Origin of the sequence: Nocardioides sp. (genome assembly GCF_047602075.1) — a bacterium.
Lineage (GTDB): Bacteria > Actinomycetota > Actinomycetes > Propionibacteriales > Nocardioidaceae > Nocardioides.
In genome coordinates this window covers 135,195-157,851 of sequence record NZ_JASGIF010000002.1, presented here as the reverse complement: position 1 = coordinate 157,851, position 22,657 = coordinate 135,195, and the positions used below count along the sequence as shown (strand labels likewise).

Annotated in this window: 25 protein-coding genes and 1 tRNA gene; 18 read left to right on the top strand and 8 right to left on the bottom strand. The window is 68.4% G+C overall.

Going from position 1 to position 22,657, the window contains the following annotated elements; genetic code table 11:
• Window positions 1–14: 14 nt before the first annotated feature.
• The 6 genes from QM714_RS13465 to QM714_RS13440 all read left to right on the top strand — a co-directional run bounded on the left by QM714_RS13465 (window position 15) and on the right by QM714_RS13440 (window position 3,910).
• A complete protein-coding gene (locus tag QM714_RS13465) occupies window positions 15–557 on the top strand; it encodes a TetR/AcrR family transcriptional regulator (protein ID WP_415101403.1) in 543 nt (180 codons plus the stop codon).
• A 95-nt stretch (window positions 558–652) separates the two neighbouring features.
• Window positions 653–802 (top strand): hypothetical protein, encoded by a 150-nt coding sequence (locus QM714_RS13460; RefSeq protein ID WP_415101401.1) that lies wholly within the window; start codon window positions 653–655, stop codon window positions 800–802.
• Window positions 803–845: 43 nt separating this feature from the next.
• A complete protein-coding gene (locus tag QM714_RS13455) occupies window positions 846–1,667 on the top strand; it encodes an SURF1 family protein (protein WP_415101399.1) in 822 nt (273 codons plus the stop codon).
• Entirely contained in the window at window positions 1,664–2,005 is a 342-nt protein-coding gene (locus tag QM714_RS13450; RefSeq protein ID WP_415101397.1) for a DUF3817 domain-containing protein, read from the top strand. The genes QM714_RS13455 and QM714_RS13450 overlap by 4 nt, the downstream gene beginning before the upstream one ends.
• Before the next feature lie 28 nt (window positions 2,006–2,033).
• A complete protein-coding gene (locus QM714_RS13445; protein WP_415101395.1) occupies window positions 2,034–2,894 on the top strand; it encodes a patatin-like phospholipase family protein in 861 nt (286 codons plus the stop codon).
• Window positions 2,894–3,910, top strand: coding sequence for a 1-acyl-sn-glycerol-3-phosphate acyltransferase (locus QM714_RS13440; RefSeq protein WP_415101393.1), 1,017 nt, complete (start codon window positions 2,894–2,896; stop codon window positions 3,908–3,910). Before QM714_RS13445 ends, QM714_RS13440 begins: the two co-directional genes overlap by 1 nt.
• 7 nt (window positions 3,911–3,917) lie before the next feature.
• Here QM714_RS13440 and QM714_RS13435 read toward each other — a convergent pair whose 3' ends face one another.
• Window positions 3,918–4,415: a hypothetical protein gene (locus QM714_RS13435; protein ID WP_415101391.1), complete on the bottom strand. Its 498-nt coding sequence runs from the start codon at window positions 4,413–4,415 to the stop codon at window positions 3,918–3,920.
• Between the two features lie 131 nt (window positions 4,416–4,546).
• Here QM714_RS13435 and QM714_RS13430 point away from each other — a divergent pair, with 131 nt between their 5' ends.
• Both QM714_RS13430 and QM714_RS13425 read left to right on the top strand, forming a co-directional pair.
• Window positions 4,547–5,062: a peptidylprolyl isomerase gene (locus tag QM714_RS13430; RefSeq protein ID WP_415101389.1), complete on the top strand. Its 516-nt coding sequence runs from the start codon at window positions 4,547–4,549 to the stop codon at window positions 5,060–5,062.
• A gap of 13 nt (window positions 5,063–5,075) precedes the next feature.
• Window positions 5,076–5,981 (top strand): rhomboid family intramembrane serine protease, encoded by a 906-nt coding sequence (locus tag QM714_RS13425; protein WP_415101387.1) that lies wholly within the window; start codon window positions 5,076–5,078, stop codon window positions 5,979–5,981.
• An 88-nt stretch (window positions 5,982–6,069) separates the two neighbouring features.
• Here QM714_RS13425 and QM714_RS13420 read toward each other — a convergent pair whose 3' ends face one another.
• A complete protein-coding gene (locus QM714_RS13420; protein WP_415101385.1) occupies window positions 6,070–6,537 on the bottom strand; it encodes a cell division protein CrgA in 468 nt (155 codons plus the stop codon).
• An 83-nt stretch (window positions 6,538–6,620) separates the two neighbouring features.
• Here QM714_RS13420 and QM714_RS13415 point away from each other — a divergent pair, with 83 nt between their 5' ends.
• The gene (locus tag QM714_RS13415; RefSeq protein WP_415101383.1) at window positions 6,621–7,412 is read left to right on the top strand and encodes a DUF881 domain-containing protein; all 792 of its coding nucleotides are present in this window, start codon (window positions 6,621–6,623) and stop codon (window positions 7,410–7,412) included.
• 45 nt (window positions 7,413–7,457) lie between these two features.
• On the opposite strand, the gene pknB is transcribed toward QM714_RS13415, so the two are convergent.
• From pknB to QM714_RS13385, 6 genes are read right to left on the bottom strand one after another with little or no spacing between them, the layout of a single operon-like run.
• Window positions 7,458–9,218 (bottom strand): Stk1 family PASTA domain-containing Ser/Thr kinase, encoded by a 1,761-nt coding sequence (gene pknB / locus QM714_RS13410; protein ID WP_415101381.1) that lies wholly within the window; start codon window positions 9,216–9,218, stop codon window positions 7,458–7,460.
• Window positions 9,219–9,243: 25 nt separating this feature from the next.
• A complete protein-coding gene (locus tag QM714_RS13405; protein WP_415101379.1) occupies window positions 9,244–10,698 on the bottom strand; it encodes a peptidoglycan D,D-transpeptidase FtsI family protein in 1,455 nt (484 codons plus the stop codon).
• Window positions 10,695–12,080, bottom strand: coding sequence for an FtsW/RodA/SpoVE family cell cycle protein (locus QM714_RS13400; protein ID WP_415103026.1), 1,386 nt, complete (start codon window positions 12,078–12,080; stop codon window positions 10,695–10,697). The genes QM714_RS13405 and QM714_RS13400 overlap by 4 nt, the downstream gene beginning before the upstream one ends.
• 26 nt (window positions 12,081–12,106) lie before the next feature.
• Window positions 12,107–13,453, bottom strand: coding sequence for a PP2C family protein-serine/threonine phosphatase (locus QM714_RS13395; protein ID WP_415101377.1), 1,347 nt, complete (start codon window positions 13,451–13,453; stop codon window positions 12,107–12,109).
• A 3-nt stretch (window positions 13,454–13,456) separates the two neighbouring features.
• Entirely contained in the window at window positions 13,457–13,927 is a 471-nt protein-coding gene (locus tag QM714_RS13390; protein WP_415101375.1) for an FHA domain-containing protein, read from the bottom strand.
• Window positions 13,920–14,672, bottom strand: a complete 753-nt coding sequence (locus QM714_RS13385) for an FhaA domain-containing protein (RefSeq protein WP_415101373.1) — start codon at window positions 14,670–14,672, stop codon at window positions 13,920–13,922. Before QM714_RS13385 ends, QM714_RS13390 begins: the two co-directional genes overlap by 8 nt.
• Before the next feature lie 289 nt (window positions 14,673–14,961).
• Here QM714_RS13385 and QM714_RS13380 point away from each other — a divergent pair.
• The 9 genes from QM714_RS13380 (at window position 14,962) to QM714_RS13340 (ending at window position 22,647) form a co-directional block, all read left to right on the top strand.
• A tRNA-Leu gene (locus QM714_RS13380) sits at window positions 14,962–15,045 on the top strand.
• A gap of 1 nt (window position 15,046) precedes the next feature.
• Window positions 15,047–16,003, top strand: a complete 957-nt coding sequence (locus QM714_RS13375; protein ID WP_415101371.1) for a tyrosine-type recombinase/integrase — start codon at window positions 15,047–15,049, stop codon at window positions 16,001–16,003.
• 282 nt (window positions 16,004–16,285) lie between these two features.
• A complete protein-coding gene (locus QM714_RS13370) occupies window positions 16,286–16,495 on the top strand; it encodes a hypothetical protein (RefSeq protein WP_415101369.1) in 210 nt (69 codons plus the stop codon).
• Window positions 16,489–16,671 carry a YegP family protein gene (locus QM714_RS13365; protein WP_415101367.1) on the top strand — a complete coding sequence of 61 codons (183 nt, stop codon included), beginning with the start codon at window positions 16,489–16,491 and terminating at the stop codon, window positions 16,669–16,671. The genes QM714_RS13370 and QM714_RS13365 overlap by 7 nt, the downstream gene beginning before the upstream one ends.
• 247 nt (window positions 16,672–16,918) lie before the next feature.
• A complete protein-coding gene (locus QM714_RS13360; RefSeq protein ID WP_415101365.1) occupies window positions 16,919–17,218 on the top strand; it encodes a hypothetical protein in 300 nt (99 codons plus the stop codon).
• Between the two features lie 466 nt (window positions 17,219–17,684).
• Window positions 17,685–18,185: a VOC family protein gene (locus QM714_RS13355; protein WP_415101363.1), complete on the top strand. Its 501-nt coding sequence runs from the start codon at window positions 17,685–17,687 to the stop codon at window positions 18,183–18,185.
• Between the two features lie 286 nt (window positions 18,186–18,471).
• Window positions 18,472–19,734 (top strand): M24 family metallopeptidase, encoded by a 1,263-nt coding sequence (locus QM714_RS13350; RefSeq protein ID WP_415101361.1) that lies wholly within the window; start codon window positions 18,472–18,474, stop codon window positions 19,732–19,734.
• 22 nt (window positions 19,735–19,756) lie between these two features.
• Window positions 19,757–21,205, top strand: coding sequence for an NAD-dependent succinate-semialdehyde dehydrogenase (locus QM714_RS13345; RefSeq protein WP_415101359.1), 1,449 nt, complete (start codon window positions 19,757–19,759; stop codon window positions 21,203–21,205).
• Entirely contained in the window at window positions 21,202–22,647 is a 1,446-nt protein-coding gene (locus tag QM714_RS13340) for an amidohydrolase family protein (RefSeq protein WP_415101357.1), read from the top strand. Before QM714_RS13345 ends, QM714_RS13340 begins: the two co-directional genes overlap by 4 nt.
• The last annotated feature ends 10 nt before the right edge of the window (window positions 22,648–22,657 follow it).

Below are 22,657 nucleotides of genomic sequence, written 5' to 3'. Positions count from 1 at the left end.
GTTAGAGTGGTGGGGTGGCATCGAATCGCGAGCGTGCGCTGAGTGCAGCGATCGAGATTCTCGCCACCGAAGGCGTTCGCGCGCTGACCCACCGCCATGTGGACGAGCGCGCAGGACTCCCTGGCGGCTCCACCTCGAACGCCTTCCGCACCCGCGGTGCGCTCCTCGTGGGCATCACCGAGCAGATGGTCGCCACCGAGCTGCCCGCTCTCTCGGAGTGGCTAGTGACCACCTCACCGGACGAGCTGGCCGAATCGCTCACAGCGCTGTTCGACCACCTGACCGGGCCGCTGCGCACCCAGACCGCGGCCCGGTTGACGTTGTTCGTCGAAGCTGGCCACGACGAGGCGGTGCGGTTGGCCCTGAGCCGAGGTCGGGTGAGGGTCGTCGAGCCGATCCGGTCTGCCTTCGTTGCCGTCGGCGCCGCCGACCCGGACCTCGCCGTACAACTCGTTGCGACCTGCTTCGAGGGGCTGTTCCTGCAAGTGCTCAGGGGACAGCCCGACTTCGACCCACGCCCGATCATCGCCGCCACTGTCCGGGCTGCTGTCGAGTAGTCCCGACGTGGTGCCAACCCGCCGAGGTCGTGGAAGCGTTCATCTCACAAGGGAAGGGGTGCACCCGAGCTGCTGGACCTGATCGGGAGGACTCCGTGACGGATTTCCGGGAGCGCGACCACCAAGGTCGCGACGCCAGCATCAGGTTCGTTGGCTGGGACCCGAAGACAGGTGACCTCCAGCTGGTGACCCGCACCCGTGCCTTGTTGCCGGGCTTCTCGGTCGCGGCGGACCTCCTCGGCTGACCGGCGGTTCTCTGCCCTGGACCAGACGCCGTACCCTCGACGTGTGTCCAGCCGCGCCGTGACCCGTGCTCTGGCGCCGCGGTTCTGGCCCGCCCACGTTGCGCTGGCGGCGGCGCTGGTGGTCGCGGGACTGCTGGGGCTGTGGCAGTACCACGCCTGGGAGGCTCGGCGGGCAGCGGCCGCAGTGGACCTGACCACGGTGGCACCGATCCCGCTGACCGAGGCGATGGGCCCCGACGACCCGTTCCCCGGCAAGCTGGTGGGCCAGCCGGTGGTGCTGAGCGGCACCTGGGTGCCCCAGAGCACCCTCTACATCGCCGGTCGTGACGACGACGGCCGGGACGGCTACTGGGCGGTGACACCGCTCACCATCGACGACACCGTGACGGCAGGTGACACCACCGGCTCGGCCATGCTCGTCGTCCGCGGCTGGACCGACGACCCCGACGATGCCCCGGCTCCGCCGCGAGGCTCGGCCGAGCTGGTCGGATGGTTGCAGCCGCCCGAGGGTGCCACCGGAGTCACCGACGACGACCCGACCGACGACGTGCTGCCGCAGCTGCGCATCGCCGACGCGATCCAGCACGTCGACCAGGACCTCTACGGCGCCTACGTGATCGTCGCCGACCGCGCTGCACCAGGGGACTGGCCGGTCGGTGACCGTGCGGAGAACCCCGGCACCGAGGGGCTGCAGCCGGCACACCCGGACCAACAGCCCGACGTGGCTCGATTCACGGCCCTGCGCAATCTGCTCTATGCCTTGCAATGGTGGGTGTTCGGTGGCTTCGCCGTCTTCGTCTGGTGGCGCTACCTGGCCGACTCGCTCGCACCCGCTGCCCGGGCCTCCTCTAAGTTGGGCACGTGAAGAGTCTGTTCAACGCCTACCGAGTGCTGGCGATCGTGGTCGGCGTGCTGCTGGCCTTCTGCTCCTTGGTGGCGCTGCCTTCGAAGTACCTCGCCACGGAAGGCAGCAGCCTGCAGCGGTTCGGTGAGCAGGCCAGCTTCTTGTGGGTGGCACACGGGTGGGTCTTCATGGCCTATGTCGTGGTGGCATTTCTGCTGTCGCGCCGCGCTGGCTGGACGCCGCTGTTCACCATCGTCGCCCTGGCCGCGGGACTGATCCCGCTGCTGATCTTCTGGGTCGAGCACAAGGTGACGCAGCGGTTCCGAGTCGAGCACCCCGAGCTCGTCTCCCCCAGATGAGCGCGCGGCGAGGTGCGAGGATCACCCCATGGTGACGGCGTTCGTGCTCGGCGGCGGCGGCGTGCTCGGCGCGGTAGAGGTCGGCATGCTGCGGGCCCTGCTCGAGCGTGACATCCGGCCCGATCTCGTGCTGGGCACCAGCGTCGGTGCGCTGAACGGCGCGATGGTCGCGAGCGACCCGCACCTGGGCGTTGTCGAGCGGCTCGTCGGGCTCTGGCAGGCCGCGGCCGAGACCGGCGACGTGTACGGCGACCGGCCGTTGCGCACGATGCGTCGAGCGGTGTCGACCAGGACGCACATCTACTCGGCCGAGCCGCTGAAGCAGCGACTCCGAGACGAGATCGGTGATCTGACCTTCGAGGAGCTGCCGGTTCGCTTCCAGGTCTGCGCGGCCAGCATCGAACGGGCAGCCGAGCACTGGTTCAGCAACGGCTCGGTCGTCGATGCGGTCATCGCGAGCGCCGCGGTGCCGGGACTGCTGCCGCCCGCGGAGGTGGGCGGCGAGCACTATCTCGACGGCGGCATCGTCAACTCCATCCCGGTCGGGCGCGCGGTTCAGCTCGGCGCGGACCGCATCTTCGTGCTCCAGGTGGGTCGAATCGATCGACCCCTGAAGCCGCCCACCCGGCCGTGGGAGGTGGCCAGGGTCTCCTTCGAGATCGCCCGGCGGCACCGGTTCGCCCGCGAGATGGCGGAGATCCCGGCAGACGTGGAGGCCCATGTCTTGCCGACGGCCGGGACGTCGGCCAAGGATGACTCCGTGTTCGCCTATCGCGACTTCTCCACGGTGCAACGCCGGATGGACGCGACGTACGACGCCGTCGTGGCCTACCTTGACGACTGGGTGGACGGGATCGACCGCCCCGCTGTCGACCGCGAGGAGTCCTGATGGCCAGCCTGCTGCGCCGGGTGGTGCTAGCTCCGCTGATCATCGTCCTCACCGCCCTGGCCTGGGTGACCGCGCCGCTGTGGCTGCTGATCGCGGCCGCCGTCTCGCCCCGGCTGCCCGGGCACTGGCGTCCGCTGCGGGTGCTCTGGATGGTGATGGTCTATGCGACCGGCGAGAGCCTCCTGCTCGTCGTCATGTTCGGGCTGTGGATCTCCTCGGGGTTCGGCCGGCTGGTCAAGACGCCGTACTTCCAGGGCATCCACTACGACCTGCTGCAGGGCATGCTGTGGGTGCTCTTCCGGGAGGGTCAGCGCGTCTTGAACACCGCGATCGTGATCAGTGGGCCTGCCCCAGAAGCCCGGCCGAGCAAGCCGCTGATCGTGTGCAGTCGGCATGCGGGGCCCGGCGACTCCTTCATCCTGGTCGGGTCCCTGATGAACACCTTCCAGCGCGAGCCACGCATCGTGCTCAAGTACACCCTGGCCTGGGACCCGATGTTCGACATCGTCTTGCATCGGCTGCCGGCGCGATTCATCAGACCGAATCCGAGGCCCGGGGAGGACGTGGAGAGCCAGATCCGGGAGCTGGCCGCCGGGCTCGACGAGAACGACGCCTTCGTGATCTTCCCCGAGGGCGGCAACTTCACCCCCAAGCGCCGGGAACGAGGCATCGCACGGTTGCGCAAGCTGGGCCTGGAGAAGATGGCTGATCGGGCCGAGGCCATGACCCACCTGTTGGCCCCCCGACCCGGCGGCGTGCTGGCGGCGCTCGACGCCGCTCCCGACGCCGACGTAGCGATGGTGGCGCACACCGGCTTGGACCACCTCAACGCGATCGGGGACATCTGGCGCGAGCTGCCGATGGACAAGCAGATCACCATGCGGTGGTGGAGAGTGCAACGCGAAGAGATCCCGGCCGACCGAGAGGCCCGCATCGACTGGCTCTACGGCTGGTGGGAGCAGATCGACGCCTGGATCGAGGAGAATCGGCCCGAGGAAGCGAAGAAATCGGGCTGAACCGACCCTACGACTCCTTCGCGGTCTCCTCGTCGGCGACCTCGACCACCTCGACGGGCGCATCTGGGGTGGTCGGCTCGTGCGGCTCGGCCGCGGCGTCGTCAGGTGCGGCGCCGACCTCGCCGTCGGCGACGGGCGGCGGTGGCGGGACGTAGGCGGACTGCCAGTTGTCAGCGGCCTGCTGACTGTCGCGCATCCGCTTGAAGATGATCCCGCCGATGGCAGCGAGCAGCCCGAGCACCAGCAGCCGCTTGAACCAGCGCCCGCCGCCGGATCCCTCGGCATCGTCGTGGCCGCCGTACAGTTCCGATGGGCTGGCCTCGGCCACCTCACTCACCTTGGCCTGGGAGGCGGCGGCGACGTCCTTGGCCGCCCCCTTCGCGGCCTCGATGCCTTCCTTGGCGGCATCGATCAGGGTGTCGAGCGCCGACTCGACCACGGGGACGGCCCCCTGTGCCTTCTCCTTGGTCTGGTCCAGCAGGGACTTGTCGATGGTGAGCGCCATGCACCGACTCTACGTGGTCGACCCAGGCCGTCGCGCCGGGCCTCGACCCGTAGGGAGGCGGCGGTACGCCGCCGTTGGGCGCCCCGTGACAGGATGAGCGTCGGCACGCACTGTCGAAGCGAGAGGCATCCATGTCCGACCTGAAGGCCACCTTGAAGACCAACCGAGGTGACATCGTCGTCAACCTCTTCCCCGACCACGCCCCGATGACCGTGGAGAACTTCGTCGGCCTCGCCGAGGGCACCAAGGACTACCGCGACGACGCCGGCCGGTCGGGCGTGCGCTACTACGACGGTCTCGGCTTCCACCGGGTCATCGACGGGTTCATGATCCAGGGCGGCTGCCCGCTCGGCACCGGCACCGGCGGACCTGGCTACACCTTCAAGGACGAGCCTCACCCTGAGCTCGTCTTCGACAAGCCCTACCTGCTGGCGATGGCCAACGCCGGCCCCGGCACCAACGGCTCGCAGTTCTTCATCACCGTCGGCGCCACCACGTGGCTCAACTTCAAGCACACCATCTTCGGAGAGGTCGCCGACCAGGCCTCCCGCGACGTCGTGGACGCGATCGCGACCTCTCCCACCGGCGCGATGGACCGGCCCGTCGAGCCGGTGGTGATCGAGCGCGTCGAGATCGATCGCGGCTGACTGTCCTCGCCCGATGTCTGAGCCGACCCCGCCATCCGCGGCGCCCGGCCCCGGAGTGCCGACCTGCTATCGGCATCCCGAGCGGGAGACCTACATCAACTGCCAACGCTGCGGTCGACCGATCTGCCCGGACTGCATGCGTGACGCCGCCGTCGGCTTCCAATGCCCCTCGTGCGTCGCCGAAGGGGCCAAGGCGACCCGGCAGGGGCGAACGGCGTACGGCGGTCGGCTGAGCAGCAACCCCGGCGCGGTGTCGGTGACCCTGATCGGGATCAACGCCCTGGTCTGGGTGCTCATCATGCTGACCGGCGGCGGCAACTCGACCTGGGTGCGCCGGCTCGCGCTGCTGCCCGCCGACACGCTCTTCCGCCTCGACAACAACGACGTCGTGCTGGTCCACGGAGTGTCCGGCGGCGCCTGGTGGCAGCTGATCACCAGTGCCTTCACCCAGGTCGAGGTCTGGCATATCGGCTTCAACATGCTGGCGCTGTGGGTGCTCGGCCCGCAGCTCGAGATCGCCTTCGGCCGGATCCGGTTCCTGACCCTCTATCTGGTGGCGGGACTAGCCGGCTCCACGCTGGTCTACGTGCTGGCCGACCCGCACTCGTTGACGGTCGGCGCCTCGGGTGCCCTGTTCGGCCTGATGGGCGCGCTGCTCCTCGTCGCGATCAAGGTCCGTGGCAACGTCTCGTCCATCCTCGGCTGGATCGGCATCAACTTCATGATCACCGTGGTCGGCGCCGGCTATCTGTCCTGGCAGGGCCACCTCGGCGGCTTCCTCGGCGGCGCCGTGGTCGGCGCGATCATGATCTACGCCCCGCGGCAGCGGCGCACGCTGTGGCAGAGCATCGGGGTCGGCCTGGTCGTGCTCGTGCTGCTCGCGGTGATCGTCGCCCGCACCGCTGTGCTGACCGGGTGAGCCTGGTTCCGCCGAGAACTACACCGATGTAGTTCTCCACAGATCGGTCCACAACTGTGGATTCGCGGGGGCCCCCCTTTGGAGGCGGCTACTCCCAGCGGGTGGCGAAGGCGAATCCGACGGCCATGAAGGCGATGCCGACGATGAGGTTCTTCTGACCCAGGTCGTTCATCACCGGCAGCACACTGACGTCGTTGCTGATCACGTAGAAGGTGCAGATCCAGAGCAGGCCGAGCAGGAAGCAGCCCAGCATGCCGACCACGACCCCGCGGCCGCGGCCGAGGGGAGTGGCCGGGTGGGCGGCGAGCAGTAGGCCGAGAAAGAGCAGGCCGAAGCCGATCAGGTAGTTCCACTCCCCGAGGTCGGCCATGAATGCCGGCCCACCGGGCTTGCCGGGCTTGGCCACTGTCGTGTCCACCCGCACCACGACGTAGTAGTAGATGATCCAGGCGATGCCGAGCACCATCAGCACCAGCGTCAGCAAGAAGCGCGGCGTGAAGAGCGGGCCGCCCATGGGGTCGGCGTACTCCTGACGCTTGGCCTTCGGCTTGGACACGGCAAACTCCTCGGTGGGGCCTCGACTGGTGGTCTGGAGCGATGATTCGAAGGACTCGTGGGTCGCGGGCTACCTTAGTCGGCGTGAGCAGCGGAGCCGAGCCGGGACGTCATATTCCGGCTGGACCGACCGCGGAGCATCGCGCCCGGCACGGGTGGATCAGCTGGCGTTTGGCGGCTCCGTTGGTGTTCGTGCTCACCGGTGTGCTGTTCGTGGCGAGTGCGCACAACAGTGAAGGCACCGACCTGCGGGAAGGCAGATACACCGACCTCGCGTCCCTGGTTTCCAACGAGAGCCGCCAGGTCAGTGACCTCAAGCGCGAGGCGGCCGCGCTGCAGACCGAGGTCGACCGGCTCGCCGACGGAGTGCAGAACCAGGCGGTCCGGCGGCTCCAGCAGAAGGCCGAACGGCAGCGGCACGCCGCCGGGTTCACCGAGGTCACCGGTCCGGCGCTGCAGATCACCTTGTCCGATGCGCCCGCTGACGTGATCAACTCCTCCACCCAGAAGGTGGACCGGATGATCGTGCATCAACAAGACATCCAGGCGGTCGTCAATGCGTTGTGGAATGGCGGTGCCACCGGCATCACCATCCAGGGCCAGCGGGTCATCAGCACGACCGGCATCAAGTGCGAGGGCAACGCCGTCCAGCTCGACGGAGTGCCCTACGGCCAGCCCTACGTCATCGTCGCGGTGGGTGACCTAGCCGCCCTGGCGCAGGCCATCGATGCCGACTCCTACGTGCAGACCTACATCGAGGACTCTCGCCAGCCCGACATCGCCGTCGGCTGGGAGCTGACGGCGCTGCCGTCGGTCACCTTGCCGGCCTATACCGGCCTGCGCGACCTGCACTATGCGCAGGTGGCCGCTTCCTGAGCCTCGGCACCTCGGCACCGAGTGTGCGCTGGTGACCGGTCGAGGTCAGGGCTCGTCTGACGCTGACTGCGACGGTGACCCGCTCGGGGACTCGGTGGGTGGGGACGGGGACTCGCTCGGCTCGACGTAGGAGGTCACGATCAGCACGATCTGGCCGTCGGCAGCCAGCGGGGAGTCCGCGGCCGGGGTCTGCTCCAAGACGGTCCCGGTCGGCTCGTCGGTCTCGCTGCTGTCGTAGATCACCTTGACGTTGGTGAAGCCGGCTGCATGCAACAACTGCTCGGCGACCTTCTCCTGCCGCCCCACCACGTTGGGCACCAGCGCCGGGCCGTCGCTGTAGTAGATCGTCACGGTCGTCCCCTCGGCCACGGACTTGCCGGGTGCCGGGTCGGTCTCGATGACCTGCCCGGCCGGCTCGTCGGAGTCCTTCTCTTGCTGGATGACCTCGAAGTTGTACGGCGCGCTCCGCAGCATTCTGGCGGCAGCCTGTCTGGTCATCCCGGTCACCGAGGGCATGGTGACGGTGGGCTTCCCCGCAGAGACGGTGAAGTCGATGGTGGTGCCGGGCTCGACGTAGTCGTCGGCCTTCGGGTCCTGGTCGAGCACCAGACCCTTCTTGACGGTGTCGCTGGTTTCGGGAGTGACCGTGCCGACCTTGAGGTCGGCGTCGGTGATCGCCTTCCTGGCCTGGGCCTCGGTCTGGCCGGTGAGGTCCGGCACGCGCACCTCGGTAGGCTCCTCCTCCCCACCGAGGAACTTGGGCAGCGCGAACGCCGCCGCGGCAGCCAGCGCGGCGACCAACACCAGTCCGGCGATCCACCAGCCGATGCGGCGCTTGCGCGGCTCCTCCTCCGGCTCCTCGAGCTCGGTCACGGCGGTCGCGCGCGCCGCGTCGTCGTACTCCCCGATCATCGAGGTCGGCGCGATCGGGACGGCGGGTGCCTGCACGGGCCGTCCGGCCAGGTAGCGCTCGATGTCGTTGCGCATGGCGGCGGCGCTCTGGTAGCGATCCTCGACCCGCTTGGCCAGCGCCTTCATCACGATGGCGTCGATCTCGGGGGGCAGCTCGGTGTCGTGGTCCGACGGCGGCTGGGCAGGCTCTCGGACGTGCTGATAGGCAACCGCCACCGGGGAGTCGCCGACGAACGGCGGCCGGCCAGTGAGCAGCTCGTAGAGCAGGCAGCCGGCGGAGTAGACGTCGGAGCGGGAGTCGACGGTCTCCCCACGGGCCTGCTCGGGGGAGAGGTACTGCGCGGTGCCTACCACGGCCGCGGTCTGAGTCATCGTCGAAGCCGAGTCCGAGACGGCGCGGGCGATGCCGAAGTCCATCACCTTGACGTCGCCGGTCGGGGTGAGCATCACGTTGCCGGGCTTGATGTCGCGGTGGATGATGCCCGCGCGGTGGCTGTAGTCCAGGGCCGCCAAGACGCTGCTGGTGATCTCCAGCGCGCGCTCGGGGAGGATCTTGCGACCCTCTCGGAGGATGTCGCGCAGGGTGCGGCCTTCGACGTACTCCATCACGATGTAGGGCTGGGCGACATCGCTGCCGTCGGTGGCCAACTCCTCGCCGGTGTCGTAGACGGCCACGATCGACGGGTGGTTGAGCGCTGCCGACGACTGGGCCTCGCGGCGGAACCGGGCCTGGAAGGTGGCGTCGGTGGCGAGGTCGGTGCGCAGCCGCTTGACCGCCACCGCCCGGCCCAGTCGCAGGTCGACGCCCTTGCGAACCTCGGCCATGCCACCTCGGCCGAGCAGTTCCCCGAGTTGATAGCGGCCACCGACCACGGTCGGCTCTGCGTTGCTCATCCTCGGTCCCCCGGCTCTGTCGTCGTCACTTGATCACTGCCTCCATCACCGCTTTGGCGACCGGGCCGCCCAGCTGCCCACCGGCGATGTCCTCGTTCGGCACGTTGGTCCCCTGGATCATCACCGCGACCGCGACCTGGGGGTCGTTGGCCGGCGCGAAGGAGATGAACCAGGCGTAGTTCTTGCAGTCCGAGCAGTTCTCCGCGGTGCCGGTCTTGCCGGCCACCTCGACACCGGGGATCGCCGCCGGCGAGGCGGTGCCGGAGGTCACCGTGCTGACCATCATCGAGTTGACCTGCTTGGCAGTGCTCTCGGAGACGGCGCGGTCCAACTCACTGGGGTCGGTGCGGTCGATCACGTCGAGGTCGGGCGAGAGCACCTGGTCGACCAGGTAGGGCCGCATCACCACGCCGTCGTTGGCGATCCCGGCCGCCACCATCGCCATCTGCAGAGGCGTGGCCTGGACGTCGAACTGGCCGATGCCGGTCATCGCGGTCTGCGGCTCGTCGGCCTTCTTCGGATAGACCGACTGCGCGGTGGGACGTAGGTCGTCGAAGTAGTCACGGTTGAAGCCGAACTTCTCCGCCTGCTCCTGGAGCTTCTCGTGACCCAGCTCGTCGGCGATGGCCAAGAAGCTGGTGTTGCAGGAGTTGGCGATGGCCTGGGTCATGGTGATCTTGTCGGTGCCGCAGTCGCGACCACCGTTGTCGATCTTCTTCGTGCTCTGCGGAAGTTGATAGACCGGGCCCCCCGGCACCATCGAATCGGCGTCGTCGTAGAGGCCGTCCTCCAGCGCCGCCGAAGCCGTCACGATCTTGAAGGTCGACCCCGGTGGCAGCCGGGTCTGGATGGCGCGGTTCAACAGAGGCTGGCCGGGATCGGCGAGCAGCCGGTCGTAGGTGCTCTGCGCTGCGGAGAGATCGTGACTGGCCAACTTGTTGGGGTCGAAGGTCGGCAGGGAAACCATGGCCAGCACCTTCCCGGTGCTCGGCTCGAGCGCTACGACGGAGCCTTGGATGCCCGGGATGCCGCTGAGGGCGTCGTACGCCGCCTGCTGGACCTTCGGGTCGATGGTCGTCTGGACCCGGCCACCCTTGGGTGAGGTGTTGCTGATCAGGTCGACCAGCCGGGTCACGAACAAGCGGGGATCGTCGCCCGACAGCACCTGGTTCTGGGTCTGCTCGAGGCCGGTCTGGGAGTAGTAGGAGAAGAACCCGGTGACCGGCGCATAGACGAAGGGCTTGGCGTAGCGGCGCTGGTAGTCGAACCGGTCGCCGGAGCGGACACTCTCGGCAACCGCGTCGCGGCCGACCATGATGGCACCCCGGTCGCGGGAGAAGGCGGCGTCGATGACGCGACGGTTCTGCGGGTTCTCGTCGAGGCTGTTGGCGCGGACGTACTGCACATAGGTGGCGTTGACCATCAGCGCCAAGAACAGGGCCATGCAGAACAGCGACATGGTGCGGATCGGCTTGTTCACAGCTTCACCACCTGGGTCGCCTCGCTGTCGTCGAGGTCGGCGTCCTCGGGGGCGAGCGTCGGCGGCGGGCGGCGGGCATGGTCGGAGATGCGCAGCAGCAGCGCCACGATCACCCAGTTGGCGACTAGTGAGGAGCCACCGTAGGAGAGGAACGGCGTGGTCAGCCCGGTCAACGGGATCAGGCGGGTGACGCCCCCGACGACGACGAAGACCTGAAGCGCGAAGACCACCGCGAGACCGGTGGCGACCAGCTTGCCGAACTCGTCGCGACAGATCACCGCGGTGCGCAGGCCGCGCTCCACGATGAGGCCGTAGCAGAGGATCAGCGCTATCACCGCCGTCAGGCCGAGCTCCTCGCCGATGGCGGCCATGATGAAGTCGGACTCGGCGAAGGAGACCCGCCAGGGCTGGCCGTTGCCGAACCCACGCCCGATCAGGCCGCCCCAGGCCATCCCGAACAGCGCCTCCACGCTCTGCCGCGCCCGATCGTCGGTTCCGTCGCCGTAGTGGGCCCACGGATGCAGCCAGATCTCCACCCGGCGGTGCGCGGTGGGCACGAAACGGTACGCCGCCAGCGCGCCCACGCTGAACAGAGCGGCGCCGACGACCAGCCAGCCGGGCCGCTCGGTGGCGACGTAGAGCATGACCAGGAAGAGGCCGAAGAACAGCAACGACGAGCCGAGGTCGTGCTGGAAGACCAGGATCCCCAGCGAGATCAGCCACATGCCGAGGATCGGCCCGAGGTCGCGGCCGCGGGGCAGGTCGATGAAGAGCAGTCGTCGCCCGGCCAGCGCGAGCGCGTCGCGATGCACCACGAGATAGCCGGCGAAGGCGACCACCAGCAGGACCTTGGCGACCTCGCCGGGCTGGAAGCTGAACGGGCCCAGGTGAATCCAGATCCGGGCGCCGTTGAGCTCCTTGCCGATGATCGGGAGCATCGGCGTCAACAGCAGCACGATCGCGGCCAGGCCGGCGGTGTAGGTGAACCGCTGCAGCACGCGATGGTCGCGAATGATGACCAGGGTGGCCACGAAGAGAATCACCCCGACCGTCATCCAGGTCAGCTGCTGACGGGCGAAGCTGCCGTTGTCGTTGGTCAGCCCAGCGGCCAGGTCGAGGCGATGGATCACGGCGAGGCCGAGGCCGTTGAGGGCGGCGACGATCGGGAGCAGCACCGGGTCGGCGTACGGCGCCGTGAGGCGCACGGTGACGTGGGCGATCACCAGCAACGCCACCAGCCAGCCGCCGTAGCCCATGATGTCGGCCGGGATCTCGCCCTGCACACCGATGCCGACCGCAGCGTAAGCGCCGATGCCGACGGCCAGCGCGAGCAGCAGCAGGAGCAGCTCCGCGCCGCGTCGACGACGGTGCACGAAGCCCATCAGTGCCGAGGTCTGGCTCGTCGCGCTCACTGCCCACCCGCTGCGCTGGACTGGTCGTAGAGGTTGGTGACGGTCTGCCGAGCCTCGTCGAGGGTGCCCGAGTCGAGACCTTCGGTCACGCTCTTGGCGTCGATGCTGCTCAGTTGGCTGACGGTCAGGTTCGTCGACTCGTAGGGCGTGGAGAGCTGACGGCCGAGCACGTCGGCGTTGACGCCGCGGAAGATCGTCACGACGCCGTCTTGCTGACCGACGTAGTACTGCTGCTGGATCCACCACTGGGCGATGCCGACGCCGGTGCCGAGCAGCCCGACCAGAGTCAGCGTCGCCAGGCCCCGGCGCAGCCAGACATGGCGGGGCCGCTGCACGGGGGCGTAGCGGGCCTGCTCGGGATCGATCGGGTCCGTCTCGATCGCAAAGCCGCCGGCCGCTTCTGGGAAGTCGGTCACCGGCTCGAGCTCTCCGGTGTCCCCGGCGCGGTGGCCGCGGAACAGGGCGCCGGGCTTCGGGGTGATGCTGCGGGAGCCGCGCAACAGCTTGCGGGGAAGCTCGGCAGCAGCTCCCACCAGGAGCGGCTGGAGGTCCTCGTCCAGCGGTGTCTCGGCCGGGACGACGTCGGCGACCAGGCAGGTGACGTTGTCCGAGCTGCCCGCCTCGAGCGCCGCGCGGACCAGCTCGATCGCGGCGAAGTCGGGGCTGCCGGTGCTCAAGATGTCGGTCAGTCGCTGGTCGTCGAGCACACCACTGGCGCCATCGCTGCACAGCAGCAGCCGGTCGCCTGCCGCCAGGTCGACGTAGAACAGGTCCGGGTCGGTCTCGTGCACGCCGTCCAGGGCCTTGAGGATGAGGTTGCGGTGCGGATGGGTCCGGGCATCCTCCTCGGTGATCCGACCCTCGTCGATCAGCGTCTGCACGAAGGTGTGGTCACTGGTGAGCTGGCGCAGCGCACCCTCGCGGAGGAGGTATCCGCGGCTGTCACCGAGGTGGCCGATGCCGATCCGGTGTCCGTCGAAGAGCGCGACGGTCGCGGTGGTGCTGGTGCCCGACAGGCTGGGGTCGTGCTCGACCAGCTCGCTGATTCGGTCGTGCGCGCGGTGGAGTGACCCGGCCACGAGGGCGAGCAGGTCCTCGTCGGGCGGCTGCTCGTCGAGACGGCGCAGCTGCTGGACCGCTGTGCTGGAGGCGATGTCGCCGCGGGCCGCCCCACCTACTCCGTCACAGACGGTGAGCAGCCACGGACCGGCGTACCCCGAGTCCTGGTTGTCCTTGCGCACCCGGCCCACGTCGGAGATCGCGGAATACTGCAGGCGCAGACCGGCGTCGGCGCCCTCGGTAGGTGTGGGTGTCGGCGATGCTGCGGTGGGCGGCTGGGTCATGGGCTACTTCCGCAGTTCGAGGATCGTCTTGCCGATCCGGACCTGCGTGCCGAGGGTGAGCGTGGTCGGCTGGGTGATGCGGGTGCTGCCGACGTAGGTGCCGTTGGTGGAGCCGAGATCCTCGACGAACCACTGGTCGTCGGTCGCGGCGATGCGGGCGTGCCGGGTGGAGGCGTAGTCGTCGTCGAGCCGGATCGCGGCGTCGGGGCCGCGGCCGATCAGCAGGGGAGCGTCGGCGAGCTCGGCTCGGGCACCCTGGTTGGCGCCCTCCACGACGAGGACGTGGGTGGCCGCCTTGCGTCGTCGGCTCGGCTTGGCGACGCCTCGCCGCCCGGGTGCGGCCGCCGCTCGGGCGGACTCGGGCACCCGCGCGCCGAACATGTCGGAGCGGATCACCGAGATCGCCGAGAGCACGAAGATCCACAAGATCGCCAGGTAGGCCAGTCGGATCAAGAAGAGGGTCAGCTCAGACATCGCTGTCCTCTCCGGGGCTCTCCTCGATCCGGTCGTCCTCGACGACTCGGAGGATCATGTCGGTGCTGCCGATGCGCACCCGGGACCCGTTGCGCAGGCGCACCGCGGTCGCACGGTGACCGTCGACGAGCATGCCGTTGGTCGAGCCGAGGTCACGGACACTGATCGACAGTGGGCTGCCGTCCTCGGTCCGACCCATGGAGACGTTGAACTCCACGTGTTGTCGGCTGATCCCCGGGTCGTTGATCCGCACGTCGGAGTCCAAGCCCCTTCCCACGGTCAGGCCGGGCGGGGTCAGCGGGTGGCTGGTGCCGTTGATGTCGAGGTAGGCGCGGGTCTCACGGATCCGGGTCCGTCGGGCGCTGCCGCGCACGCTGGCCATCGCCTTGCTAGTGACCCGGAACCGGCCCGTGGACAGGTCGTCGGCCTCCTCGAACACGATGGTCACCGGGCCGGGGAAGACGTAGGCCTGCTTGGTGGCGTGATCGTGGAGCTGGTCGGACAGCTCGCGCTCCATGGCGGAGTCGTACGGCGCCAGCCGGGCCATGTCGGCCCCGCTCAGCTCCACATGGAAGTCGTTGGGCGCCAACCGTCGGTCCCGGCTGAGGATCTGGCTGTTGTTGTCGACCTCGCGCTGCAGCGCCGCCGCGATCTCTACCGGCTGCACGGCGCTGCGGAACGCCTTGGCGAACGCACCCGAGATGGCGCGCTCGAGCCGTTGCTCGAACTTCTGCAACGCTCCCACCTACGCCACCTCCTTCCACCGCAACTTTCACCGCAGTCACATCGACCCCTCGGATCGTATCGGGGCCAGGCTCGCGGAGCCGGGTCCGCCGACGGCGTGGGCGGTCGTGGTCGTGGGCCGGGCCCTGGGCTGGGTGCTGTCTGGCTCGGGGTGCGCGGGGCCTGCTCCGGGTGCCGGTCGGCAGGCTACTGGTGCGTACGACACATATGCCGACCGTGGACACCACTTTGAGCCGCGTCCTCCGGTTTGGGCCCGCTCACCGCGCTGGGATACCCTGAGCCCGCTTCTCGCGCGAGTGGCGGAATAGGCAGACGCGCACGGTTCAGGTCCGTGTGTCCGAAAGGACGTGGGGGTTCAACTCCCCCCTCGCGCACGTGAGTAGCCCCGGGGATGACCTGGGGCTTTACTCATTTCCCGGGGTTAGCCTGAACGCCCAAGGGCGCACGAAGGGTGCACCAGCCTCTACTCGGAGAGGTTTGGACATGGCTTACATAGAGAAGCGACGCCGCGCCGACGGCTTCAAGAAGATGGTCGACGCTGCTGGCCAGCGGTGGCCGTCCGGCTGGGTAAAGGGCGAGGGCTTCGTCCGGCCGGACGGCGAGGCGGACCCGCTAACTGAGCCGCCACGGTTCGTTGATATCGGCGAGGAGTACGTCCGGCAGATCGTTGACCTCTCGCCCGGCCAGCGCAAGCGCTATTTGGGCCACCTGCGCGTGCTTGAAGAGACCAGGATCCGAGGATCGCTGATCTTCACGAAGCCGGTGGCCGCGATCACCGAGGCAGACCTCAAGGATTGGTTGATCGACTGGGACCGGTCACTCAAGACGAAGGCGAACTATCACGGCCTGATCTACGGAGTCTTCGGATACGCTGTCAAGCGCGGCTGGCTGTCTGCCAATCCTGCTGTCGGGACAGCGCCACGGATGTCCAGGGTGAAGCAGTCAAGACCGGAGTTGCGGTTCCTCACTGAACGAGAGCTGCAGCGTGCGGTCAAGTTGGCCGGACCGTACGCCGACCTACTGACCGTCGCCGTAGGTACGGGCATGCGGTTCGGCGAACTCGGAGCTCTCTGGGTCTCCGATGTCGACCTTGAGCGTCGCACGATCCGAATCAACAAGGCGTGGAAGCGCAACGGAGATGACGATGCAACCGATGTCCCCGGGTGGCTCGCCAAGCTGTTGAAGCCCAAGCACACGATGCGCGATCACCACCTCGGCGTACCAGACGACCAAGTCGCGTCGGACGATCACCATCTCGCCTGCCCTCGTCGCCGTCTTGCCGTCGTCGATGCCCAGTCGAAATGCTTTCCGCCGCCCCCGGAATGCTCTTGAGATCACGATGATGCGGACGGCTCGTGCCGGTATGACGTGGATCTCTTACTCGTCGGTCACCGCGAGGACAGTGTCGCGGGTTCTCTAACGTTCGGTCGGCTGACGCGGTTCTCCCTGTCTCCGGGAGCCCCGACAGAGTGAGCCGGTCTTCCTATCCCTCCGTTCCGGGAGGCTGGCAAGCACCCTGGCCCACCGGTTATGAGTGCAGACCCGGTGGGTCAGGGGCCACCGACGAAGTCCGAATGAAATCCCGACGGGAACTGATTTGTGAACGTGATCCATGTGGCTACCGTGTCGCCGAAACTGGACCTCGCCATTCTCGAAAGGATCCTCGGCGGACTCGAAGCCGCGCTGCGGCAACTCGGCGCCACGCGAATCTGGCTCGAGCGCGAGGGTGACTTGCTCGCCGTGCTCGCCGTGGTCGCCGAGTTGCCGGTTCGTCGCGGATCCCGGGTGACCGCGCCGGTCGGGGCAGTCAGCCCGTCGTGCTGAAGATCGCGGGACTGTTCGAGGTGTACGCACTCGACGGTGAGCACTACTGGCTGTTGCGCGATTGGGACGGTCAGATCATGGCGCGAAACGGGGGCTACCCCTCCCGCGGTGGGGCGCTCATGGACATCGAGCGTCTGCGGGTGACGGCCCTGACCGCGAATGTCGTCGAGGTGTGATGCGCGATGCGGGGCGGGCGCCCGCGGGGGAGGCGCCCGCCCGCGTGCAGGCCCGTGGTGGCCGCGCTCCACGGGTCCAGGCTGGGCGCGGCCCCCATGCCGTGCGCGACGCCTGAGCGACCTCGGACTCCACTCGATCAGCACCCAGCACCTGTCGAGCCGGCAGCACTGTCCGCCTGAATGCCTGGGCTGAGTCGCGCGGCCGCCCCGGCCAAAGTCCCTGAAACCTGAACCCGACGAGGCGGCCATGACAAGTCGGCGCGATCCGGCCATCACGAAGCTCGAGAAGGTGGCCCGGCACCTGGTCGAACGAGACGTCGCCGACGACGTCGCCGTCGCGGAGCTGGCTCTGGTCAGCAGGGATCCGAAGGTCCTGGGCATGGCCGCCGGGCGTTCGCTCGGCCGTTGGGAGGTCCTTCCGCTCTACTGTCCGCACGGGCATGGCGTATTTCGACTGCTCCTGCGCGCCGGCGCGGACGCGGAGGTTGCGAAGGTAGCCGCGGAGGACACCGTGCGTCGGCTGCGGATCTATCTACGACGCGGCTGATTGACGGCAGCAGAATCGGGCGCCCTGTCGTGAGGCACGGAGGATCGACCGAGTCTTCTCGCCCGCGCCACGACCGTCGTCGAAGGTGCTCACTATCGTCCACCGTACGCATCGCCAGCCTCGCGTCTGCGGTCGCTGTCCGCCGGGAGCCGGAGTCCCTGTCGGTCTGGCGTCCGTCGGTCTGGCGTCCGTTGGTCTGGCGTCCGTTGGTCTGGCGTCCGTCGGTCCTGGCGCGCGCCGTCCTGGCGCTGCCCGTCGCGCGACCCGGCCTGTGCCCTGATGGCGTGCTCTTTCGGGCCTGAGCGGGTCGCCGAGGAAGTAGTGGGCGCAGGTTCGGCGACGTGTTGCAGGACAGCGGGACGTGACCGATGGATCCGATGTCTGGCCGACCGTCGGCGATTTACACCGCATGGGCCCATCTGGTTTGCTGCGCGGAGCACCCATCGGATCCGAAAGGACTGACCCGATGCCCCTTCCCGGGCTCCGCCGCTTCGATCACGTCGGCTTTACGGTCCCTGATCTGGATGAGGCCCACGAATTCTTCGTCGACGTCCTCGGGTGCGACTTCTTGTACTCCTTGGGGCCGTTCCGAGACGACGACGGAGACTGGATGACCGAACACCTGGCCGTCCATCCCCGAGCCGAAATGGTCGAGAACCGCTGGTACCGCCTCGGCGACCAGGCTGTCTTCGAGGTCTTTCGGTATCGCGCACCGGACCAGCGGACGGAGCTGCCGCGCAACAGTGACTATGGCGGCCACCACGTCGCCCTGTACGTGGACGATCTCGATGCGGCGATCGATCACCTGGTCGCGCAGGGCGTCCGGGTCCTCGCCGGTCCGACCGCGAGCCGTGGTCCTGCAGCCGGCAACCGGTGGATCTACTTCCTGAGCCCATGGGGCATGCAGTTCGAACTGGTCTCGTACCCCAACGGCAAGGCCTGGGACTTGGAGCGCCGCCCGAACTGACCTGCGCGCGACCGGGGCTCTGCAAGGCCGGCGAGGGCCGACAGTTGACACCCTCGGACCGCCCCACTCCACACGTCTCCGCGCGCCCCGGGGCGTCTACCGGCGGCGGCGGGAACACTCGCCACCCCGGGAATGGGGCCGCAATGGCACGTCGCCGCCCGTGGCCGCCGACGTGGCGCGCTCGTGACGGACCACTTGACGGCGCCGGACGAGGCCCTTAGGTTATCGTCACAAACGATTGCAGATAGGTGGCTTCGGTGACAGATTCGCAGGCAGAGGACGTCCGGTGAGTGGGCCGAACTGGCCCTCGGGAGCGTCGCCGCTGGCGGCCCCGGGGCACATGGCGGTCGACTACGAGAGCCGCGTCGACTTCAACCGATTGCGATCCTACCGGCTCGACCGTGCCCGCGCAGCCCTCGAAGCCAGCGAGTGCGGCGCCTTCCTGCTGTTCGACTTCTACAACATCCGATACACCACCCAGACCTGGATCGGCGGAGCGCTGGGGGACAAGATGACCCGCTACGCCCTGCTCGCCCGCAACGGCGAACCGGTCCTGTGGGACTTCGGATCGGCAGCTCGCCACCACCGCCTCTACGCACCGTGGCTGCGAGAGGAGAACTCACGCGCAGGCATGCTCGGACTGCGCGGCGCGATCGCGCCCTCGGCCGGCCTGATGGAGTCGGCGGTCCGGGAAATCAAGGGCCTGCTCGCCGACGCCGGTGTCGCCGGTGACCCCGTCGGCGTCGACATCGTCGAGCCGGCCTTCCTGTTCGAAATGGAACGCCAGGGCCTACGCGTCGTCGACGCTCAACAGCGGATGCTGGACGCCCGCGTCATAAAGTCCTCCGACGAGATCATCCTCCTCAACCAGGCCGCCGCGATGGTCGACGGCGTCTACCAGGACATCGTGGACGTCCTCAAGCCAGGCATCCGCGAGAACGAGATCGTCGCGCTCGCCAACCGGCGGCTCTACGAGATGGGCTCCGACCAAGTCGAAGCAGTCAACGCCGTCTCCGGAGAGCGGTGCAACCCCCACCCACACAACTTCTCCGACCGGATCATCCGTCCCGGAGACCAGGCGTTCTTCGACATCATCCACTCCTTCAACGGCTACCGGACCTGCTACTACCGCACCTTCAACGTCGGCAGCGCAACACCCAGCCAGCGCGACGCCTACACACGGGCACGAGAGTGGATGGACGCCGCCATCGAGCTGATCAAGCCCGGCATCGGCACCGACCAGGTCGCCGCCGTCTGGCCCGCCGCAACCGACTTCGGATTCGAGAACGAGATGGCCGCGTTCGGGCTCCAATTTGGTCACGGCCTGGGCCTCGGCCTCCACGAACGCCCGATCATCTCCCGCCTCAACAGCATGGTCGAACCGATCGAGCTGCAAGAGGGCATGGTGTTCGCGCTCGAGACCTACTGCCCCGCAGACGACGGCTTCTCCGCCGCCCGGATCGAAGAAGAGGTCGTCGTCACCGCCGACGGCCCCCGTGTCCTCACTCTGTTCCCGGCCCAAGACCTGTTCGTCGCCAACCCCTACTGACCTGTACCCGAAAGGCACCTCCATGTTCGCCGACCCCTCCGACGTCCCCACCGACCTGTACCTGGGGGGCAAGTGGGTGGCAGCCCAGGACAACGGACGGTTCGATGTCCTCGACCCCTCCAACGGAGCGGTCCTTGCCACCGTGGCCGACGGGACCCCCGCCGACGCAATCGCCGCCGTCGACGCTGCAGAAGCCGCCGCCGAATCCTGGGCTGCCACCTCGCCACGTGAACGGTCAGAAGTACTGCGCCGGGCGTTCGAGCTGATGACCCTCCACGCAGAGGACCTCGCGAGGCTGGTCACCCTCGAAAACGGCAAGGCGCTCCCCGATGCGCGCGGCGAGGTCGCCTACGCTGCGGAATTCTTCCGCTGGTACGCCGAGGAAGCAGTACGGGCCCACGGATCGATCGTCACCGCGCCCTCGGGTGCCAACAAGATCCTCGTCCTCGAACAGCCCGTCGGCATCTGCGTCCTGGTCACGCCGTGGAACTTTCCCGCCGCAATGGCGACCCGCAAGATCGGACCGGCTCTCGCGGCCGGCTGCACGGTCGTGCTCAAGCCCGCCAGCGACACCCCCCTCACCGCGCTCGCGATGGCCGCGATCCTGCAGGACGCGGGAGTGCCGGGCGGCGTGGTCAACGTCCTACCGGCACGGAGGTCCGGAGCCGTCGTCTCAGCGATGCTGCACGACCCCCGAGTCCGCAAGCTGTCCTTCACCGGCAGCACCGAAGTCGGACGGATTCTGCTGAAGGAGGCTGCCGACCAGGTCGTCAACTGCTCGATGGAGCTCGGAGGCAACGCACCGTTCCTGGTCTTCGCCGACGCAGACCTCGACGCCGCCGTCGACGCCGCCATGATCGCCAAGATGCGCAACGGCGGAGAAGCCTGCACGGCAGCCAACCGGTTCTTCGTCGAGGACTCGGTCGCCGAGGAGTTCGGTCGACTGCTCGTCGAACGTATGGCGGCGCTACGTGTCGGACCCGGCATCGACCAGGCAACGCAGGTCGGCCCCATGGTCAACCTCGACGCGGTCGAGAAGATCCACGACCTCGTCACCGGCGCAGTCAAAGCCGGTGCCCGGCTGGCCCTGGGCGGCAACCGGCCCGACCGTCCCGGCTTCTTCTACGAGCCGACCGTCCTGGTCGACGTGCCGACCGACGCACCGATCCTCCGTGAGGAGATCTTCGGCCCCGTCGCACCGCTGGTCACCTTCCGCGACGAGGACGAGGCTGTGCGGATGGCCAACGACACCGAATACGGCCTCGTCTCCTACGCCTTCACCGGTGACCTGGCGCGCGGGCTCCGGCTCAGTGAACGGCTCGACTCCGGGATGGTCGGACTCAACCGCGGTCTGGTGAGTGACCCCGCAGCCCCGTTCGGTGGCACCAAGCAGAGCGGCATCGGGCGCGAGGGTGGCCACGACGGCATGCTCGACTACCTCGAGTCCAAGTACGTGGCGGTGCAGTGGTGACCGGTCCCACCATCGGGGACCCGGCCGACATCATCCGGCTCGCCTCCCCCGACGAAGGCGCCCCTTTCGTGCTGCGCGGCGCCACGGTCCTCACACTCGACCCCGGGCTCGGTCGCATCGACGGCGGTGACGTCCTGGTGCGGAACGGTCGAATCGCCGCGGTGGCCGAACGCATCGGAGACCTACCCGCAGATGCGGTGACCGTCGACGCGACCGACTGCATCGTGACGCCCGGCTTCGTCGACGGACACCGCCACTGCTGGCAGGGCTCCTTGCGTCGGCTGGCGGTCGACGCCGACCTCGCCGAGTACCTCGCGATTACCCATGACGGAGTCGCGCGCCACTATCGACCCGAGGACATGTACATCGGCAACCGCGTCGCTCTGACCGGGGCGCTCGATGCCGGATTCACCACCGTCCTCGACCTGAGCCACAACACCCGCTCCAAGGCACACGCAGACGCCGTGTTCGACGCCTACCGCGACACGGGGATCCGCGCCGTACACGCATCTGCGCCTCCCAATGCCTACGAATGGGAGGAGCACTGGCCCGATGACCTCGGGCGCCTGCGTGACCTCGCCGACGCCCAGCCCCTGGTGACGCTACGGATGGCGATCGACATGCGGCGGGTCCGCCCCGTCGAAGAACTGATGGGCATCGCCCGGTCCCTCGGGCTGGGGATCACCATGGACGGCGTCATGGGTCCCGGCTCCGCCGAGGAACTGACCCGCCTCGGCCGTCAGGGCTTCCTCGGACCCGACGTGACCCTGATCCATGCGACGTCGCTGAGCGAGTCCGCGTGGGTCGAGATCGAGCGTGCCGGCGTTCAGATCGTGCTCGCGACCACCTCTGACGAGCAGCTCAGCCTCGCCGGCGGCGTGCCCCCCGTCCAGCGCGCCCTGGACACCGGTCACAAGCCCGGCCTGTCCGTCGACGTCGAGATCTCGCTGGCGGGGGACGCGTTCACGCAGATGCGCGCGACTCTACTGACTCAGCGGATGCTCGCGGTGATGAGCCGCACCGCAGGCGAGCGCCAGCCCGAGATGCTGACCAACGCCGATGTCCTAGAGATGGCCACGATGTCAGGTGCCCGAGCGGTCGGCCTCGCGGACCGGGTCGGATCCATCGCAGTCGGGAAGGAAGCCGACCTGCTGGTGATCTCCGCTCAAGGGATCAACAGCCTCCCCGGCGGCAACCCGGTCGGAACAGTCGTGCAGGGCGTCGACCGCTCGGACATCCGCGCGGTTTTCGTCGGCGGCACACTGCGCAAGTGGGACGGTGCCGTGCTCGGCGTCGACCTGCCCGACCTCAGGGCGCGTGCAGAGACGTCGCGCGACCACGTGCTCTCGGCCGCCGGTTTCCGGATCGGACCGAACGGCCCAGAAGGCGTCCCGGAGCTGCAGGACGCCTGGCTCCGTGAGTACTTCGCGAGCCACGACTGAGGGCCGCGGC

Excerpts from the sequence above, each read along its gene's own strand:
- QM714_RS13425 (WP_415101387.1), top strand. The coding sequence starts at position 5,076 with ATGTCTGAGCCGACCCCGCCATCCGCGGCGCCCGGCCCCGGAGTGCCG.
- QM714_RS13360 (WP_415101365.1), top strand. The coding sequence starts at position 16,919 with ATGACAAGTCGGCGCGATCCGGCCATCACGAAGCTCGAGAAGGTGGCC.
- QM714_RS13400 (WP_415103026.1), bottom strand. The coding sequence starts at position 12,080 with ATGGGCTTCGTGCACCGTCGTCGACGCGGCGCGGAGCTGCTCCTGCTG.
- QM714_RS13445 (WP_415101395.1), top strand. The coding sequence starts at position 2,034 with ATGGTGACGGCGTTCGTGCTCGGCGGCGGCGGCGTGCTCGGCGCGGTA.
- QM714_RS13355 (WP_415101363.1), top strand. The coding sequence starts at position 17,685 with ATGCCCCTTCCCGGGCTCCGCCGCTTCGATCACGTCGGCTTTACGGTC.
- QM714_RS13430 (WP_415101389.1), top strand. The coding sequence starts at position 4,547 with ATGTCCGACCTGAAGGCCACCTTGAAGACCAACCGAGGTGACATCGTC.
- pknB (WP_415101381.1), bottom strand. The coding sequence starts at position 9,218 with ATGAGCAACGCAGAGCCGACCGTGGTCGGTGGCCGCTATCAACTCGGG.
- QM714_RS13440 (WP_415101393.1), top strand. The coding sequence starts at position 2,894 with ATGGCCAGCCTGCTGCGCCGGGTGGTGCTAGCTCCGCTGATCATCGTC.
- QM714_RS13345 (WP_415101359.1), top strand. The coding sequence starts at position 19,757 with ATGTTCGCCGACCCCTCCGACGTCCCCACCGACCTGTACCTGGGGGGC.
- QM714_RS13395 (WP_415101377.1), bottom strand. The coding sequence starts at position 13,453 with ATGACCCAGCCGCCCACCGCAGCATCGCCGACACCCACACCTACCGAG.
- QM714_RS13390 (WP_415101375.1), bottom strand. The coding sequence starts at position 13,927 with ATGTCTGAGCTGACCCTCTTCTTGATCCGACTGGCCTACCTGGCGATC.
- QM714_RS13435 (WP_415101391.1), bottom strand. The coding sequence starts at position 4,415 with ATGGCGCTCACCATCGACAAGTCCCTGCTGGACCAGACCAAGGAGAAG.